18 protein-coding genes are annotated in these 16,770 nt (G+C 72.0%); 9 read left to right on the top strand and 9 right to left on the bottom strand.

The genetic code is table 11. The features are described from left to right. Nucleotides 1–15: 15 nt before the first annotated feature. A complete protein-coding gene (locus tag ACQP2F_RS19720) occupies nucleotides 16–525 on the top strand; it encodes a SigE family RNA polymerase sigma factor (RefSeq protein ID WP_433306044.1) in 510 nt (169 codons plus the stop codon). After that, nucleotides 518–1,765, top strand: a complete 1,248-nt coding sequence (locus ACQP2F_RS19725) for an RNA polymerase subunit sigma-70 (RefSeq protein WP_433306046.1) — start codon at nucleotides 518–520, stop codon at nucleotides 1,763–1,765. Before ACQP2F_RS19720 ends, ACQP2F_RS19725 begins: the two co-directional genes overlap by 8 nt. A gap of 27 nt (nucleotides 1,766–1,792) precedes the next feature. Here the strand turns inward: ACQP2F_RS19725 and ACQP2F_RS19730 are convergent, their stop codons facing one another. The 3 genes from ACQP2F_RS19730 to ACQP2F_RS19740 all read right to left on the bottom strand — a co-directional run bounded on the left by ACQP2F_RS19730 (nucleotide 1,793) and on the right by ACQP2F_RS19740 (nucleotide 3,312). Beyond that, nucleotides 1,793–2,521: an esterase family protein gene (locus tag ACQP2F_RS19730; RefSeq protein WP_433306048.1), complete on the bottom strand. Its 729-nt coding sequence runs from the start codon at nucleotides 2,519–2,521 to the stop codon at nucleotides 1,793–1,795. A gap of 143 nt (nucleotides 2,522–2,664) precedes the next feature. Continuing rightward, nucleotides 2,665–3,066: a rhodanese-like domain-containing protein gene (locus ACQP2F_RS19735; RefSeq protein ID WP_433307563.1), complete on the bottom strand. Its 402-nt coding sequence runs from the start codon at nucleotides 3,064–3,066 to the stop codon at nucleotides 2,665–2,667. Nucleotides 3,067–3,138: 72 nt separating this feature from the next. Then, nucleotides 3,139–3,312, bottom strand: a complete 174-nt coding sequence (locus ACQP2F_RS19740) for a CsbD family protein (protein ID WP_433306050.1) — start codon at nucleotides 3,310–3,312, stop codon at nucleotides 3,139–3,141. 157 nt (nucleotides 3,313–3,469) lie between these two features. On the opposite strand from ACQP2F_RS19740, the gene ACQP2F_RS19745 reads away from it, so the two are divergent. After that, nucleotides 3,470–3,670, top strand: coding sequence for a hypothetical protein (locus ACQP2F_RS19745; RefSeq protein WP_433306051.1), 201 nt, complete (start codon nucleotides 3,470–3,472; stop codon nucleotides 3,668–3,670). Nucleotides 3,671–3,697: 27 nt separating this feature from the next. Here the strand turns inward: ACQP2F_RS19745 and ACQP2F_RS19750 are convergent, their stop codons facing one another. The 6 genes from ACQP2F_RS19750 to ACQP2F_RS19775 all read right to left on the bottom strand — a co-directional run bounded on the left by ACQP2F_RS19750 (nucleotide 3,698) and on the right by ACQP2F_RS19775 (nucleotide 11,668). Then, nucleotides 3,698–5,962 carry a putative bifunctional diguanylate cyclase/phosphodiesterase gene (locus tag ACQP2F_RS19750; RefSeq protein WP_433306053.1) on the bottom strand — a complete coding sequence of 755 codons (2,265 nt, stop codon included), beginning with the start codon at nucleotides 5,960–5,962 and terminating at the stop codon, nucleotides 3,698–3,700. A gap of 101 nt (nucleotides 5,963–6,063) precedes the next feature. Then, nucleotides 6,064–7,155 (bottom strand): NAD(P)-binding domain-containing protein, encoded by a 1,092-nt coding sequence (locus tag ACQP2F_RS19755; RefSeq protein WP_433306056.1) that lies wholly within the window; start codon nucleotides 7,153–7,155, stop codon nucleotides 6,064–6,066. Nucleotides 7,156–7,198: 43 nt separating this feature from the next. Then, nucleotides 7,199–8,464, bottom strand: coding sequence for an MFS transporter (locus ACQP2F_RS19760; RefSeq protein ID WP_433306058.1), 1,266 nt, complete (start codon nucleotides 8,462–8,464; stop codon nucleotides 7,199–7,201). 74 nt (nucleotides 8,465–8,538) lie between these two features. Next, on the bottom strand, nucleotides 8,539–9,549 hold the full coding sequence (locus ACQP2F_RS19765) for an NADPH:quinone reductase (protein ID WP_433306060.1): 1,011 nt from the start codon (nucleotides 9,547–9,549) through the stop codon (nucleotides 8,539–8,541). A gap of 106 nt (nucleotides 9,550–9,655) precedes the next feature. Continuing rightward, nucleotides 9,656–10,285, bottom strand: a complete 630-nt coding sequence (locus tag ACQP2F_RS19770; protein ID WP_433306062.1) for a hypothetical protein — start codon at nucleotides 10,283–10,285, stop codon at nucleotides 9,656–9,658. Between the two features lie 123 nt (nucleotides 10,286–10,408). Next, the gene (locus ACQP2F_RS19775) at nucleotides 10,409–11,668 is read right to left on the bottom strand and encodes an ROK family transcriptional regulator (protein ID WP_433306064.1); all 1,260 of its coding nucleotides are present in this window, start codon (nucleotides 11,666–11,668) and stop codon (nucleotides 10,409–10,411) included. A gap of 206 nt (nucleotides 11,669–11,874) precedes the next feature. Here ACQP2F_RS19775 and ACQP2F_RS19780 point away from each other — a divergent pair, with 206 nt between their 5' ends. The 6 genes from ACQP2F_RS19780 to ACQP2F_RS19805 are packed head-to-tail and all read left to right on the top strand — an operon-like array spanning nucleotide 11,875 to nucleotide 16,760. Next, nucleotides 11,875–13,155 carry an ABC transporter substrate-binding protein gene (locus ACQP2F_RS19780; RefSeq protein WP_433306066.1) on the top strand — a complete coding sequence of 427 codons (1,281 nt, stop codon included), beginning with the start codon at nucleotides 11,875–11,877 and terminating at the stop codon, nucleotides 13,153–13,155. 21 nt (nucleotides 13,156–13,176) lie between these two features. Then, nucleotides 13,177–14,106, top strand: a complete 930-nt coding sequence (locus ACQP2F_RS19785) for a carbohydrate ABC transporter permease (RefSeq protein WP_433306068.1) — start codon at nucleotides 13,177–13,179, stop codon at nucleotides 14,104–14,106. Nucleotides 14,107–14,120: 14 nt separating this feature from the next. Further along, nucleotides 14,121–14,963 carry a carbohydrate ABC transporter permease gene (locus tag ACQP2F_RS19790; protein ID WP_433306070.1) on the top strand — a complete coding sequence of 281 codons (843 nt, stop codon included), beginning with the start codon at nucleotides 14,121–14,123 and terminating at the stop codon, nucleotides 14,961–14,963. Nucleotides 14,964–14,974: 11 nt separating this feature from the next. Beyond that, nucleotides 14,975–15,358, top strand: a complete 384-nt coding sequence (locus ACQP2F_RS19795) for a C-glycoside deglycosidase beta subunit domain-containing protein (protein ID WP_433306072.1) — start codon at nucleotides 14,975–14,977, stop codon at nucleotides 15,356–15,358. Next, the gene (locus tag ACQP2F_RS19800; RefSeq protein ID WP_433306074.1) at nucleotides 15,355–16,362 is read left to right on the top strand and encodes a sugar phosphate isomerase/epimerase family protein; all 1,008 of its coding nucleotides are present in this window, start codon (nucleotides 15,355–15,357) and stop codon (nucleotides 16,360–16,362) included. The genes ACQP2F_RS19795 and ACQP2F_RS19800 overlap by 4 nt, the downstream gene beginning before the upstream one ends. Further along, complete coding sequence (locus ACQP2F_RS19805; protein WP_433306076.1) at nucleotides 16,362–16,760, top strand: C-glycoside deglycosidase beta subunit domain-containing protein; 399 nt, start codon at nucleotides 16,362–16,364, stop codon at nucleotides 16,758–16,760. Before ACQP2F_RS19800 ends, ACQP2F_RS19805 begins: the two co-directional genes overlap by 1 nt. The last annotated feature ends 10 nt before the right edge of the window (nucleotides 16,761–16,770 follow it).

Here is a 16,770-nt window from a genome sequence, read left to right on the forward strand (position 1 = left end):
GCGTATGTACACGGTGTGAGATCGAGAGAGGCCGAGGAGGTCACGGCCTTCGTCCGGGCGGCCTACCCGCGTCTGCTGCGGACCGCGTTCCTGCTGTGCGGCGACCGCGGCCGGGCCGAGGACCTGGTGCAGACGACGCTGGCCAAGACGGTGGTGGCATGGTCGCGCCTGCAGGGGTCCGAGGGCGTCGACCACTACGTGCAGCGGGTGCTGGTCAACACGTACGTGAGCTCGCGCCGGCGCCGATCCTGGTGGGAGCAGCCGATCGGCCGGATCGCCGAGGGCCGGGCGCGCGACGACTACGGGCCGGTCGAGCAGCGGGACTGGCTGCGCCGGGCGCTCGACGGCCTGCCGGCCCGGCAGCGCGCGGCGGTCGTCCTGCGCTTCTACGAGGACCTGTCCGAGCAGGACGCGGCCCACGCGCTGGGCTGCTCGGTCGGCACGGTCAAGAGCCTGTCCTCCCGGGGGCTGGCGACCCTGCGCAAGCGCTGGGCCGAGGCCGGACACGAGGTGCACTATGCGTAGTACCGAGGAGTTGCGCGACCAGCTGACCGAGCTGGCCGGCCCGGTGACGCCGGCCGACGGCTACGAGGCCCTGGTGCTGCGGCGGGCGGCCCGCATCCGGGCCCGGCGGCGGCTCGCCGGCGCGGGCGCGGCCGTGATGTGCGTGGCCCTGCTGGCGTCGCTGTTCTGGGTGGCCGGCGTGGGGCCGGCGCCACGGCCGGCGGCGACGCCTCCCGACGGGCCGTTCCTCGGCTGGCCGGCCGCGGGGACCGTGGACACCGCGCTGGTGGCGGAGGCGACCCGGGCCTGGGGCGGCGCCGGGCCGCACACCGCCGTCCGGCCGCTGGTCGCCACCCGCGACCGGCTCCTGCAATCGGTGGTGGTGCTGGAGGGCTACGACCGGCGCGACCAGGCCCGGCTGGCATTCTTCACCGGCGACCGCACCGCGGCCGGCGCCCTCCGGCTGCGAGCCGACCGGCCGGCGCCCGACCCGGCCTCGACCCGGGTGGTGAGCCTGGTCAGCGCGCGGCTGACCGGGCCGGCGGGCGTGGCGGGGGACACCTTCTGGGACACGTACGCGATCGCCGTCGCCATGCCCGGCGTGACCTCGGTGCGGATGTCGAGCACGTCGATCGACCAGGAGCTGCGCGGCGACCCCGAGACGCCGACCGGCCGTTTCGTCGTGGCCGGGCTGCCGACCGCGACCCCCGAGACCACCACCATCGAGGGCTACGTCCGGTCGTCGAGGCTGTTCGCCCGCTGGACGCGGGTGTTCGCGGTGCCGGGCGACGGCGGGGCCGAGGGCGACACCAGGGCCGTACGCGGCGACGTCGTCCGGCGCGACGGCGATCGGGTCGTGGTGGCGCTGGAGGACGGCGGCCCGGTGCGGCCGGGGCAGCTCGCGGTGGTGGCGGCCGGCCTGGCCGGGCGGGTGGCGGCGGTCGACGCGGCTCGCGGGGAGGCCACCGTGGAGCTGGTCACCAGCCCCGGGTTCGCGAGCACCGCGTACACCGCCATCAGCAACGTGCCGGGGTCGGTCCGCGGCACCGGCGGGAAGCTGGTGATGGACCACATCCCGGCCGGGGACAAGATGGAGATCTACCAGGGCAACCGGGTCATGGTGCCCGACCCGGCCCACGGCACGGCCGTCACCATCGGGCGCGCGGCCGCGACCAAGGCGGCCACCGCCGGCACGGTGGAGCTCACACCCACGGCCGACCTCGCGAACCTGCGGCGGGTGTCGATCGTGACGCCGCCCTGACCGGCCGGCATCGCGCGGGCGCCGGGGTCAGCAGAAGCGGGGCAGATGATGGGCGGCCTGGGCCCGCCACGACGGCCAGTCGTGCGGCGTGTCCCGGCCCCACATGTCGAGCTCGTGGCGGATGCCCTTCTCCGCCAGCAGCCCGGCCATGCGCGGCGTCGAGGCGAGCGCGCCGGTGGTGTCCTCCCACTGGCCCTGCCCGCAGACCAGCAGGACGGACAGCCGCGAGCGTAGCCACTCGAGGTGGTCGCCGTGCAGGTTCGCCACGTAGTCGGCGGGGCTGTTGAAGTAGACGGCGTCGCCGCGCTCACCCCAGCCGTTCCAGGTGCCGGGGTCGTAGTTGCCGGAGAAGCACAGCGCCAGCGGGAACAGATCGGCCCGGCGGAAGGCGAAGTTGAGCGCGTGGAAGGCGCCGAGCGAGCAGCCGGTGGTGACGATCTCGGCGCCGTCACCGGTCTCGGCGCGGATGTGCGGCACGACCGCCCCGAGGATCCACGACTCGTAGCGGCCGTGCCGGCGGGCCCGCTCCTCCAGCGGCAGGTGGTGGGCCGACCAGGTGCCTTCGTCGTACGAGTCGACGCAGTACAGCTTGATCCGGCCCGCCTCGATCAGCGGCTGCAGGGTGGCGACCATGCCGTTGTCCGGCCACTCCCACGCGTTGCCCTTCTCGGTCGGGAACACCAGCACCGGCCGGCCCCAGTGCCCGTAGGAGAGCACCGTCCCGGCCGTGTCGTCCGGCCCGTGCAGGACTGTCATGGCAGGAACACTAACCGGCAACACCGTGGCGGACGGCCGCCGTTGCTGCTCATCCACGGCGGCGGCTCGCCGCGCTGCTGGAGCGGGAGGCGGGATGCGACGGACCCTGCCGTTCATCACCGGCTTCCTGGACTCCTGACCACTCACTCCCGCACGTCGGCCGGCTCGGTGGTGATCGGCAGCCCGGCCTCGAGCCAGGCCTCGACCCCGCCGATCAGGTCGGTGGCCCGGTGCAGGCCGATCGCGCGCAGGCCGGCCGCCGCCAGGCTGGAGCTGTAGCCCTGCCGGCAGACCACCACGATTCGCAGGTCGTGCCCGGTGGCCTCGGGAATGCGATGCTCCGAAGTGGGGTCGAGCCGCCACTCGAGCACCGTCCGGTCGATGACGATCGCGCCCGGAAGGTCACCCTGCTTGGCCCGCTGCACGTCGGTCCGCGTGTCGATCAGCAGGGCGCCACCGGCCATCGCCGCCCACGTCTCCTGCGGATCGAGCCGCCGCATTCCGGCCCGCGCCCGCGCCAGCAGCGCGTCCACGCCCTGGTTCATGCTCACCTCACGATCATGCCGCGCCGGGCCGAGGCGAACCGCCCGGCCGGGCGCGGCATGAGAGCGCGGAAACTAGGACTTGAAGGCGTCCTTGACGTTCTCGACGGCCTGCTTCACCTTCGACGAGCTCTGGTCGGCCTTACCCTCGGCCTCGAGCTTCTCGTCGTCGGTGGCCTTGCCCACGCCCTCCTTGACCTTGCCGCCCACTTCCTCGGCCTTGTTGTCGACCTTGTCATCGAAAGCCATGGCTTTGCCTCCACATCGTCAGGCGTACGCGGTGGTATTACCCGGCGCGGGCGGCGCCAATCCCCGGCCCTCAGCTTTGCCGGGTGCCGTCGACCGTCTCGCGGATGCTGACAGCGGGCGTTGACGCCTGCCGATGGTGGCACGACACAATGCCGGTGTGGCTCTCCGTTTCTTACCGGCCGGCGCCGGCCTCCTCGCGGCCGCGATCCGGCGGTTCATCGGCGACGACGGCGGCGCGGCCGCCTTCGCGGGCGCTCCCGGGACGCTTGCGCTCGTGGCCTTGGACGACCAGGAGCCGGTGGGGTGGTGCTGGGGTTACGTGCTGCCCCGGCCGGACGGGACGGCCATGCCGCGGTGACGGTGAGCAGCAGGGCAGCGGCCAGGGTCAGGCGGTGATGGCCGCGTACGGGCCGGGGCTGGTCGTGCCCGGCCGCTCCAGCATCGCGCCGATCTCCGCCGCCGGCAGGGGCCGGGCGAAGTGGAAGCCCTGCACGTACCGGTAGCCGAGCTCGTGCAACCGCCGGGCCTGGGCGGCCGTCTCCACGCCCTCGGCGACCGTGCGCAGCCCCATCTTCTCGGCGATGCCGGTCAGCGCGGTCACGATCGCCTCGTGCTGCGGCGTCCCGCCCAGGCCGTCGACGAACGACTTGTCGACCTTGATGGCGTCGACCGGGCAGGTGCGCAGGAGGCCGAGCGACGAGTGCCCGGTGCCGAAGTCGTCGAGCGCAATGCTCACCCCGAGCTCGGAGAGGGCCTGCACGGTCGCGAGGGCGCGCCCGCCGCCGAAGACGGCGGTCTCGGTGATCTCGACGGTCAACTGCCGTGCCGGTACGCCGTGCCGGGCCAGTGCCGCGGCGACCAGCTCCGGGAGGGCGGGGTCCAGCAGCTGCCGCGCCGACACGTTGACGGCCACCGAGTGCAGGGCGTCCGGGCCGTGCTCGCGTCGCCAGGCGGCGGCCTGCGCGCAGACCGCGTCGACGATCCACGCGCCGAGCTCGACGATCAGCCCGGTGTCCTCGGCGACCGGGATGAAGTCGGCGGGGGAGACGACCTCGCCGTCCGGCCGGGTCCAGCGGATGAGTGACTCCACCCCGGTCATCCGCCCGTGCGGCAGCTCGACGACCGGCTGGTAGAGCAGGTGGAAGTCGCCGTTGACCAGGGCCCGGCGCAGGTCGGCGGCGATGGTCGCCCGCTGGGTCAGCCGGCGCTCGAGCGAGGCGTCGTAGCGGGCGTAGCCGGCGCCGGCCGTGGCCTCGCGCAGCGCGATCTCGGCCCGCCGGTACAGGTCGCCGTCCTCGCCGTCGGCGACCCCGACCGACATGTCGACCAGCACCTCGTGCCCGGCCGCGCGCAACGGCTCGGCGTTGGCGTCCCGCAGCCGGTCGGCGAAGTCCGATCCGGTGCCGGTGAGCAGCACCCCGAACTCGTCGCCGCCCAGGCGGGCCACCGCCGGCTCGCCCTCGGCCAGGCGGGTGAGGCGCTCGGCGTACGCCCGCAGAAGCTCGTCGCCCGCCTCCGGCCCGAGTCCGTCGTTGAGCGCCCGGAACTCCTTCAGGTCGATCAGCACGACGGTGTGCGGTCCGGTGGCCTCGGCCACCGCGGCCCGGAAGTAGCGGCGGTTGAGCAACCCGGTCAGATCGTCGCGCATCGCCTGCTGGGCGACCGTGCCGAGCAGGCCGGCGTTCTCGGCCAGCGCCACCGCCTGGCGCGCGACCACCAGCAGCAGCAACACGGTCGTGCCGCCGACCTGGACGACGCTCAGGTGCCCGGTGCGCAGGAAGACGATGGTCAGCAGCACGCTGGTCAGGCCGGTGGCGACCAGCGGGATCGCGGTGCCGCGGCGGTGCGGCGACGACGGCACGACCAGCGACGCGCGGGTCTGGTCGCCGGCCAGGTGACGGCGCTGGGCGTCGGCGGCGAGCACGCCGAAGAGCCCGACGAACGGCAGCACCGCGGCGCTGCCGTTGAGGTGCGGCCAGGGCTTGAGCACCGACATGAGGATGGTGGACAGCGGCCCGCACAGCCCGACCGGCGCCAGCCACCACAGCGCGGCCCGCGGGACCGGGCTCATCCGGGCCGCCATGATCTTCACGATGACCACCACGCCGGCCACGGCGATCGCCATCATCGCGATGTTCAGCCACCACGCCGAGGCGCTGACCCCGAACCGGTCCATGAACCAGCCCACGTACTGCGAGGAGGCGATGCCGGCGGTGACGGCGACGACAGCGACGTCGAGCAGGGCGGTGGTCATCTGCCGCCAGCTGCGCCCGCCGCCGGGCAGCCGCAGCAGGCCGCCGATCGCCGCGAGGGTGCCGGCCACGTACAGCAGAAGCGTGCGCGCGCCGATCGGCGGCATCCCGGTGTAGTCGGTGGTGCCGATGTCGATGGTCTGGCTGACGGCCGCGACCGTGACGAAGCCCATGCCGACCGCCAGCCGCCGCCAGAACAGGCGCAGCGCGCCGCCGGCGAGCGTGCCGGCGGTGAGGAAGGCGGCCACCGCGATGGCCGGGCCGGCGACGGCGGGGATCCAGACCAGCAGCTTGCCGAAGTCGGCGTGCGAGCCGAGCGTGACCAGCAGCACATCGGTGATGGCGAGCAGCAGGGCGACCGGCGTGAACCAGGCGCGCCAGCGGTTCGCGTCGAACACGTCGCCCCCTCACCCGCACAGTCCGGTCGGCTGAGCTATCGGCAGGCAACGTCGCAACTTGAACGGTCTGACGGGAAGTAACGTCGCGGCGCCGCACGGTGTCAGCCGGCGCCGGCGGCAACCCGTGACTGTGGAAATTCGGCGAGGTACCTGGTCAGGGCCGCGGCCGCCGCGCGGCCCGCACGGTTGGCGCCAACCGTGGATTGAGACGGCCCGAAGCCGATCAGGTGCACGCGCGGCTCGGCGGCGACCCGGGTGCCGGCCATGCGGATGCCGCCGTGCTCGTTGCGCAGGCCCAGGGGGTCGAGGTGGGCGAGCGCGGCCTTGAAGCCGGTGGCCCACAGGATGGTGTCGACGGCGGTGAACGAGCCGTCGGCCTCGCGGACGCCGTGCGGCTCGATCGCGGCGAACATCGGGCGGCGGACCAGGGCGCCGCGGTCCCGGGCCGCCCGCGCGTACGGGGTCCAGGCCAGGTCGGTGTAGGAGACGACGCTGCCGGTGGGCCGCCCGGCCTCGACGTCGGCGACGACCTTGGCGATGATCTCGCGGCCGGCCACCTCGGGCTCGAACGGGCCGGCCCGGAAGACCGGCTCCCGCCGGGTGTACCAGAACGTGGTCGCCACCCGGGAGATCTCGTCGAGCAGCTGGACGGCCGAGATGCCGCCGCCGACCACGGCCACCCGGCGGCCGGCCAGGCGGTCGGCCGACACGTAGTCGTGGGTGTGCAGCTGGAGGCCGGCGAAGCTCTCCTGCCCGGGGTAGTACGGGCGCACCGGGTTGGTCCAGGTGCCGGTCGCGTTGATGACGGCCCGGGCGGTCCACCGGCCATGGGTGGTGTCGACGGCGAGCTCGCCGTGGGGGTCCGGGTCCGCGGCGCGTACGGAGGTGACGCGCACCGGGCGCCGGATCGGCAACCCGGCCTCCCGCTCGAAGGCCGCGAAGTAGCGGGGAACGGCCGTGCGGCTGGGCTCGTCCGGGTCGAGCGGCGGCTTGGGGAAGCCGGGCAGGTCGAAGATGCCGTTCACGGTGTTCATCCGCAGCGACTCCCAGCGGTGACGCCAGGCGCCGCCGGGCGCGGACTCGGCGTCGAGGATCACGAAGTCGTGGTCGGCCAGCCCCCGCCGGCGCAGGTGGTAGCCCGCGGAGAGCCCGGCCTGGCCGGCGCCGATGACCACGACCCGCACGTCCGCCACGCCGCCTCCCGCCTAAGTTGCTTGACGAAGCATATACCGCGTCTCAGGTGCGGGAGTGCTCGTAGTCGATCGCGTCCGGCGCGCCACCGAACTCGTCGGCTACCTCGCCCGCCACCTCGTCGGCGCCGCCGTGCGGGGTCGCGGCCATCTCGGCGTCGGCCCGGGCGAGCGGGCGGTGGCCGGTGGTCAGCACCAGCACGCCGAGCAGGACGGCGACCGCGCCGACCACGAACGGGACGTGGATGTTCCAGTGGTCGACCATCTTGCCGGCGGCGAACGGCGCGAGCCCGCCGCCGATGAACCGCACGAAGCCGTACGCGGCCGAGGCGACCGGGCGCTCGACCGGCGAGACCAGCATGACGGCCTGGGTGGTCAGCGTGTTGTTGATGCCGGCCACGACGCCGGAGGCGATCACGCAGACGATGACCGCCCAGCGGTTGTCGGTGAAGACGCCGATCAGCAGGATGAGCACCGCGAACGCGCCGAGCGCGCCGTACAGCGAGGGCGCGGTGCCGAACCGGCGCTGCAGCCAGGGCGCCCCGGTGATGGAGAAGAAGGCGAGCAGCAGGCCCCACGCGAAGAAGACGAAGCCGAGCTGGACCGCGCCGAGCTCCATCGGGTACGGCGCGTAGCCGAGCATCGTGAAGAAGCCCCAGTTATACAGCAGCGCGGTGATGCCCATGGTCAGCAGGCTGCGGTGCCGCAGTGCCCGGATCGGGGCCAGCAGCGGCGTCTTGTGGGCCGGCTTCGGCGTCGCGTCGAGCAGCGTGACCGTGGCCAGCAGGGCGATCGCCATCAGCACCGCGACCCCGAAGAAGGGGCCCCGCCAGCTGATGTCGCCGAGCAGGCCGCCCAGCAGCGGGCCGGCCGCGATGCCCAGGCCGAGCGCCGCCTCGTACATGACGATCGCCCCCGCGAAGCCGCCGGTCGCCGATGCCACGATGACCGCCAGCGAGGTCGCGATGAACAGGGCGTTGCCGAGGCCCCAGCCGGCGCGGAAGCCGACGATGCCGTTGATCGAGCCGGAGAGGCCGGCCAGCGCGGCGAAGACGACGATCAGCCCGAGCCCGGTGATCAGCGTCATCTTGGGCCCGATCCGGCTCGAGACCCACCCGGTGAACAGCATCGCCACCGCGGTGACCAGCAGGTAGCTGGTGAACAGCAGGCTGACCTGGCTGGGCGTGGCGTCGAGCTGCTGGGACAGGGCGGGCAGGATCGGATCCACCAGGCCGATGCCCATGAAGCTGACCACGCACGCGAACGCCACCGCGTACACGGCCTTGGGTTGTTTGAAGATTGCGTCGCTCACGTCTCCAGGATAGCTGCATAATGCAGCTATCAAAACAGGCGGCGGTACGAGTGATGGGTCACACCGCCCGCCGGTTACGCCACGTCGACCAGCACCTTGCCGACCGTGCCGTCCTCGACCGCCCGGTGCGCGTCGGCGGTGCGGTCGAGCGGGAAGCGCACGAGCGGCAGGCCGTGCTCCTCGCCGACCGGCAGCGCCCCGTCGGCGACGGCGGCGGCCACGTCCTCGGCCGCCGCGGACAGCGCCGCGGGACCGACCGTGTAGAGCACCAGGAACTGGAAGCGGGTGTTGAGCACCATGTTCTGCCGCACGTCGAGCGAGACCGGCTTGTTGCCGTCGTTGGCGTACGTCGCGATCGTGCCCCGGGTGCGCAGGACGGCCAGGTCGAGGGCCAGGTTCGCGCCCAGCGCCACCTCGGCCACGATGTCGACGCCGTCGGGGGCGATCGTGCGGATCTCGGCCGCCGGGTCGCCCTCGCGGTAGTTGATCACGTGGTCGGCGCCGGCCGCCGTGGCCAGCCAGGCCTTCGCCGGGCCGCTGATCGTGCTGATCACCGTGGCGCCGGCCCAGCGGGCCAGCTGGATGGCCGCGTGGCCGACCGCGCCGCCCGCGGCGAGCACCACCTTGCCGTCGAGCGCGCCCGGGCGCAGGCGGCGCGGCCCGTCCTCGGCGACGGTCAGCGCGCGGTGCGCGGTCAGCGCCGGCACGCCGAGCGAGGCGCCGAGCTCGAAGCCGGCCCCGCCCGGCAGCGGCACGGCGTTCCCGGCCGGCACGACGGTGAACTCGGCGGCGGTCCCGATCGGGCGCCCGGCGGTGGCCATGAACAGCCAGACCCGCTCGCCGACCCGGCCGGCGGGCACGCCGTCGCCCACGGCGTCGATCGTCCCGGCGCCGTCGAGGTGGGGCGTGACCTCGGCGAACTGCTTCGGATTGGTGGCGCCGGAGCGGGTCTTCCAGTCGGTCGGGTTGACCCCGGAGACGGCGATCCGCACGCGGACCTCGCCGGGCCCGGGCGTGGGCAGGTCACGGTCGACGAGCTCGAGAACCTCGGGGCCGCCGTTGTCGCGATAGATGATGGCCTTCACGAACCCGATTCTCGCGCATCCGCCGGGCGCACGAGGCCGCGTTCCTCGCCATCCTGGAATCGTTGACCGGGCGATAGTGGGGGCAGTCAGTTGAACGGCGGCCGGTTCACGCCGCCGGCAGCGCCCGCGCCAGCACGGCGATCGCGCCCAGCAGAAACGCGCCCGTCAGCAGCGCCGCGGTGATTTCCAGAAGTGTCGCGTGCAGCATCTTCTGCGCGCGCCGGTCGCCGCCGAAATGGCAGATCGGCGAGTACTTGACGGTGCTGGAGACACCGGCGGCGACAAACAGGAAGAGGACGGCGATCCAGCCGCTCCAGGCGGAGACCTGGCCCAGGAAGTAGGCCGGCGGAATCTCCAGGCTGGTGATGATGAACGGCGACGAGCAGTCCATGAAGGACGGCGCCCAGCGGAGCACCACGCTCATCGACAGGAAGTAGTGGAAGGTGCAGACGAACAACAGCAGAAGGCAGGCGCTCTGCAGGCTGACGAGCGGGGACAGGCGGGGAAACGTGTTCTGCGCGAGGAGAGCGAGCGCCACGCCGAGAATGATGCTGATGATCGTGGTGAAGCTGGTCGAGGACACCTCGAGCGAGCGTCTCTTGAGGACCTCGCCGGTGATCGGCTCGAGGGCGCCCCCGAGGACCGGCCGGTCGGCTGACGCGACCGGACCGGGGACGGCGGGCGCCTCGGCAAGGCAATCTTCGGCCCGGCGGGAAACCCGCGCATCGATTGTCACGCTTGCATGATGCGCGGCATGTCAACCGGTCTCCGGAGCGAAATGCGAGCTAGAGCTCACTCATCCGGAATGGTCGGACCGATGGGTAGGAAATTGTCGGAAACGGTCGGGCTCATTCGCTGTTCATGACGGGTTGAGGGCGGCCAGCGCCGGGCGGCCGGCCGGGGTGGAATGGGGGAGCCAGCGGGCCAGCCGGTGCGGGGCGAAGAGCTCGTCCACCACCAGGTGCACCGCGCCGGTCAGGCCGGTTGCCTCGTTCAGCGTCGCGTGCTCGATGCGCAGCGTCCGGGTGGCGAGCGGGAGCGACCGCCGCTGGACCGACTCGCGGATCGCGGCGATCACGAAGTCGCCCGTGCGGGACACCTCGCCGCCGAGCACCACCAGCGCCGGGTTGTAGAAGCTCACCAGCGTCGCCAGGGTGCCGCCCACCAGCTGGCCGGCCCGGATCAGCAACGCCTGCGCTGCCGGGTCGCCGGCGTGCGCGGCGGCCGTCACGTCGGCGGCGCGCACCGTGCCCTTCTCGGCCAGGATCGCCGCCATCAGCGGGCTGCCGCCGGTCTCGGCCAGCCAGCGGCCCTCCCGGGCGAGCGCCGCGCCGCCGGCCGCGGCCTCCAGGCAGCCGGCGTTGCCGCAGCGGCAGATCACGCCGCCGGTCTCGGCCGCCGCCACGTGGCCGATGTCGCCGGCGCAGCCGTTCGTGCCGCGGTGCAGCCGGCCGCCCGAGATCAGGCCGGCGCCGATGCCGGTGCCGATCTTCACGTAGAGGAAGTCGCGGGCGGCCGCGGCCGCCGGGTTGGCGTGCAGCTCGCCCAGGGCCAGCAGGTTCACGTCGTTGTCGACCCAGGTCGCGGCCCCGTAGCGGCCGGCGAACCGGTCCCGGATCGGGTAGCCGTCCCAGCCGGGCATGATCGGCGGCGCCACCGGCAGGCCGGTCGCGAACTCCACCGGTCCGGGCACGCCGACCCCGACGCCCCAGATCGCGCGGCCCTCGGCGCGGCGCGCCAACAGCTCGTCGACGACCTTCTCGGCGTGCCCGAGCACCGTCTCGGGGCCGTCGCCGACCTCGATCTGCTCCTCGCTGCGGGCCAGCAGCCGCCCGGACAGGTCGGCGACGCCCACCTCCATCCGGGTGGCGCCGATGCCGACGCCGACCACGAGGCCGGACTCGGCCCGCAGCCGCAGCTGCCGGGGCGCCCGGCCGCCGGTGGAGGGGCCGACGCCGGCGGTCGTGACCAGGCCGGCCGACTCCAGCTCCGCGATCCGGCTCGCGACGACGCTGCGGCCCCAGCCGACCTGGTCGGTGAGCATCGGCTGGGTGACGCCGGGCCGGCCGCGGATGGCCATCAGCACGGCGGCCAGGCTCTCGGTTCGCTCGATGGGCACGGCGGTCCTTCCTGGCGTGGTTTCGGGCGTATTACGAGATGAGTCGGTTCATCCGGGGACCGGCGAAAGTTGCCCCGACCGGCGACGGAAAGTGGCGCTTGGAACCGTCCCACCCCGCGCTGACGCTACCTCATCCGCCAGTCTTATTCCGGCCATCAGCCAAACTTATGTTGTTTTTCAACAGAACTCATGTGACGCTCAGCGCCATGACGTTCCCGAAGCACCGACGCCCGGCGGCCGCCGTGGCGCTGCCCGCGGTGGCCGGACTCCTGCTCGCCGCCTGTGGCGGTGGCGGCAGCGACTCCGGTGGCGCCGAACCGCAGACGATCACGTTCTCCTACGCCAGCGCCAACACCACCGAGATGGCGTACGAGACCCTCGCCAAGGACTACATGGCCGCGCACCCGGGGGTCACGATCAAGGCCAACCGGGTCGCGCTCAACGCGTACAACTCGACGCTGACCACCCAGGTCCAGGCCGGCAACGGCCCGGACGTCATGTACATCACCGCCGGCACCGGCCAGGCCGCCTCGATCGGCCAGCTCGCCAAGGCCGGTCACCTGCTCGAGGTGCCCGGCGCCGCCACCGGCATCCCCGAGGCCGAGATGGCGGGCTACTCCTACAACGGCAAGGTCTACGGCGTGCCGAGCGCCACCGCGATCAGCGGCATCGTCTACAACGACGCGCTGGCCAAGCAGAACGGCGTCACCATCACCGCCGGCTCCACCCTCTCCGACGTCATCGGGCAGTGCGCCAAGGCCAAGGCGGCCGGCAAGTCCGTCTTCGGCCTGGCCGGGTCGATCCCGGAGAACACCGGCATCATGGCCATGGAGATCGCCTCCTCGACCGTCTACGGCGCCACGCCGGCCTGGAACGCCGACCGGGCCGCCGGCAAGGTGAAGTTCGCCGACACCCAGGGCTGGAAGGACGCGCTCCAGGCGGTCCTCGATCTCAACGCCGCCGGATGCTTCCAGGACGGCGCGGCCGGAGCCGGCTTCGACGCCCTCACCAACGGCTCCTCGCAGGGCAAGCTGTTCGGCTTCTTCGCGCCGAGCGGGGCGACCAAGGACATCATGGACGCCGCCCACGGCGCCGTGAAGCTGGTGGCGCTGCCCTTCCCGGCGCCGGCCGGCAGCAGGACCTACATGGCGGTCACCTCCGACCTCGGCCTGGCCGGCAACAAGAAAACCAAGAGCCCGGCGCTGGTGCAGGACTTCATCAAGTTCTCGGTGACCCCGGCCGAGGCCAAGAAGTTCGCCGAGGCCCAGGGCAGCATCCCGATCGGCGCGACCAAGGCCGAGGACCTGCTGCCGCAGTACGCGGGCGTGGCCGACCTGCTCTCCAGCGAGCAGTACCGGCCCTACGGCACCGACGGCTGGCCCAACGGCCAGATCTACGCGGCCCTGGGCCAGGGCGTCACCGGCCTGCTGACCGGCCAGAAGTCGATCGACGACGTGCTCAAGTCCATGGACTCCGCCTGGGGCTGAGCCCCGAGAAGAGGACGCGCCATGACCACGATGGAAAGAACCGGGAGACCGGTGATCACGTCGGCCGGGGAAGCACCCGGGAAGCGCCGCTCCTATCGCGTCGGCTACGGCCACTGGTGGTGGGCCCTTCCCGCCGTGCTCCTGATGCTCGCGCTGATCTACGCCACCACCGCGGGCGGCGCCTTCTACGCCTTCACCGACTGGTCCGGCATCGGCTCGTTCCACTTCACCGGGACGGCCAACTTCACCAAGATCCTCCAGGGCGAGGAGCTGACCGGATCGCTGGTCAACACGCTGGTGCTCGCGTTCGGGTTCCTGCTGTTCACCAACGTCTTCGGCCTGCTCTTCGCGCTCGCCCTCAACCGCGGGCTCAAGAGCCGGTACGTCCTGCGGACGCTGCTGTTCATGCCGGTGGTCATCGCGCCGATCGCCGTCTCGTTCATCTGGAAGTTCATCTTCGCCTTCGACGGCCCGCTGAACCAGACGCTCGGCGCGCTCGGCCTGGCGAGCTGGCAGCACGACTGGCTGGCCAGCCCGAAGCTGGCGCTGGTCTGCGTGCTGGTGGTGATGGTCTGGCAGAACACCGGCTTCGTGATGGTGATCTACCTGGCCGGGCTGGCCACCGTGCCGATCGAGCTCGAGGAGGCGGCCGCGCTCGACGGCGCCGGCAAGGTCCGCCGGTTCCGGGCGATCACCGTCCCGATGATCCAGCCGTCGATCGCGATCGCCACCACGCTGATGCTCATCCAGGGCCTGCGGATCTTCGATCAGGTGCTGGCGCTGACCGGCGGCGGCCCGGCCGGCGCGACCCAGACCCTGGCCACCGAGGTCTACCAGCAGACGTTCGTCTACAGCAACTTCGGGTTCGGCGCCGCGCTCGCCCTCGTGCTCAGCGTGCTGATCCTGATCTTCACCGTGGTCCAGCAGTACGCCACCCGAGACCGCGCCTGAGAGAGGAGGACGCCGTGTTCCGCTACACCCGCAAGACGCTGATCCTCGAGATCGGCACGATCCTGGCCGCCGTCGTCATGCTGATGCCGTTCTACTTCCTGGTCTCCACGTCGCTGAAGTCCGAGCAGCAGGTGCTGACCACCTCGACGCTGTCGTTCCCGGGCAGCCCGACGTTCCAGAACTTCGTGACGCTGCTGTCGCCCGGTGGCGGCGCCTCCGGCAGCATCTTCCACGGCCTGCTGTCGAGCGTGCTGATCACGAGCGGCACGATCCTGGCGCTGATCGCCGTCGGGTCGCCCGCCGCGTACGTGCTCACCCGCTCGACCAGCCGCTGGTCCCAGCGTACGTATTACCTGTTCCTCATCGCGATCCTGCTGCCCACCCAGCTCGGCATCGTCCCGCTCTACGTCGAGGCGCGCACGCTGGGCCTGGTCGGCACGCCCTGGGGAATGGCCGTGGTCTACACCGGCATGCTCATGCCGCTGTCGGTCTTCCTCTACGCCGGTTTCTTCCGCCGGCTGCCGATCGACTACGAGGAGGCCGCGACCGTCGACGGCGCCTCCCGGACCCGGATCTTCACCCGGGTCGTCTTCCCGCTGATGGGCCCGGCGACCGGGACGGTGTCCATTCTGGCCGGGCTGATCGTCTGGAACGACTTCTTCACCGCGCTCATCTTCCTGAACGGCTCGGCTTACCAGACGCTGCCCGTGGTCATGTACAACTACGTCGGTTCCCTTGTCTCCCAATGGAATCTCATCTTCGCCGTGGTGATCGTGTCGATGATTCCGATCCTGGCGTTCTACTTCTTCGCCCAGAAGAGATTCATCCAGGGGTACGCCGGCGGGCTCAAGGGCTGAGGAGAACGACCATGATGCCGGAGCTCATCCTCGAGCCCGATTCCCTGCAGATCCACGGCGATCGCGTACGCGTGAACGTCCGCATGCCGTGGTACCGCGCGCTCCCGTTGTCGTCGGTCGCCGAGGTGCGCTGGACCGTCGACGGCCGCGCGATCGACCGCGACTCGATCACCTGGACCGTGGACGGCGCCACCTACCGCCTCGACGAGCTGCCGCCGCGGCACGACAAGTGGTGGTACGTGCTCGACCCGGCCGTCATCGAGGGCGACCTCGGCGCGACGACCGGCGGGAGGCACGAGGTCGCGGTGACGCTCGCGCTCTACATCCCCTACATCACCACCGATCACGGCGTGCTGCTGATCGAGGAGAGCGACGTCAAGGAGATGGCCGCATGATCCAGGGCGTCACCCTCTACAGCTTCACCCGCGCCTTCCACCAGCGCCGCTACACCTTCGCCGACCTGGTCCGCGAGGTGGCCCGTCGCGGCCTCGGCCCCGGCTTGGAGATCGTCGGATTCCAGAGCATCAAGGGTTTTCCGGCGATCAGCGGCGACTTCGAGCGGGAGTTCCGGGCGCTTATCGACGAGACCGGGCTGATGCCGACCTGCCTCTCGGCCAACGCCGACGCGGGTCTGCGCCGCGACCGGATGCTCACCGACGACGAGCTGGTCGACTACATGCGGCCGCAGATCGCCGCGGCGAAACAGCTCGGCTTTCCGGTCGTCCGGGTGCAGATCTCGCTGACGCCCGACGACATGGAGCGCCTCCTGCCGGTCGCCGAGGAGCACGGAGTACGGCTCGGGTTGGAGATCCATTCACATCAGCACCCGAAGCACCCGGCCATCCAGGCGCTGCTCGAGCGCTACGAGAAGCTCGGCTCGCCGCTGCTGGGCTTCGTGCCGGACTGGGGCGCCTCGCTGCGGGCCGTCCCGCAGACGCTGCTCCGCAGGTACCGCGACGCCGGCGTGCGCGAGGAGCTGCTCGACGCCTTGACACAGACCTGGCAGGAGCACCACGTGCAAGGCCCGCCGATGACCGAGCAGCAGCACGGCCGGTGGTTCGGCCAGGTCGTGCAGCTCGCCCACCGGCACGGCGCCGGCGACAAGGCGATCGAGATGGCGGTCAACTTCACCGGCCTCTTCGGGCACGCGCCGGTCGCCGACTGGGCCGGCGTGCTGCCCTGGACCGTCCACACGCACGCCAAGTTCTACGAGATCGACGAGCACGGCGACGAGCCGTCCGTACCGGTCCGGGAGCTCGTCGCCCTCTGGCGCGAGCACGGCTACGAGGGCACCTACTCCAGCGAGTGGGAGGGCTTCCACTTCAACGACCGGGACGACCCGTTCGAGGTGGTCGCCGCCGAACAGGCACTGATCCGCGACGCCGAAGGGAACCGCTGATGGCCACCGACGACACCATCCTCACCGAGGACAGCCTGCGCAGCCGCCCCGGCGGGCTCGGGATCGCGGTGAAGATCCCGTGGTACCGCAGCCTGTGGCTGTCCAGCGTCAGCGACATCGCGGTCACCGTCGACGGCGTCTCCGTTCCCCGCGACGAGCTGCGGGCCGAGCTCGGCGACCGCAGCTACCGGATCGCGGAGCTGGCCGAGCAATCCGAGACGCTCTGGTTCCTGCAGGACCGGCTCGTGGTCGTCGTGCCGCGGGACGAGCCGCCGGCGGCCGGGGACCGGGTCGACGTCGAGGTCAGCATGGCGATCCGGCTGCCGTACATGCAGATCGCCCCCGGCACGTACGTGACCAACCACGCCACCAACCGCCGCGCGCTCGCGGTCCACTGAGGAGAAGAGC

It is taken from the genome of Actinoplanes sp. CA-030573 (assembly GCF_050951115.1).
GTDB lineage: Bacteria > Actinomycetota > Actinomycetes > Mycobacteriales > Micromonosporaceae > Actinoplanes.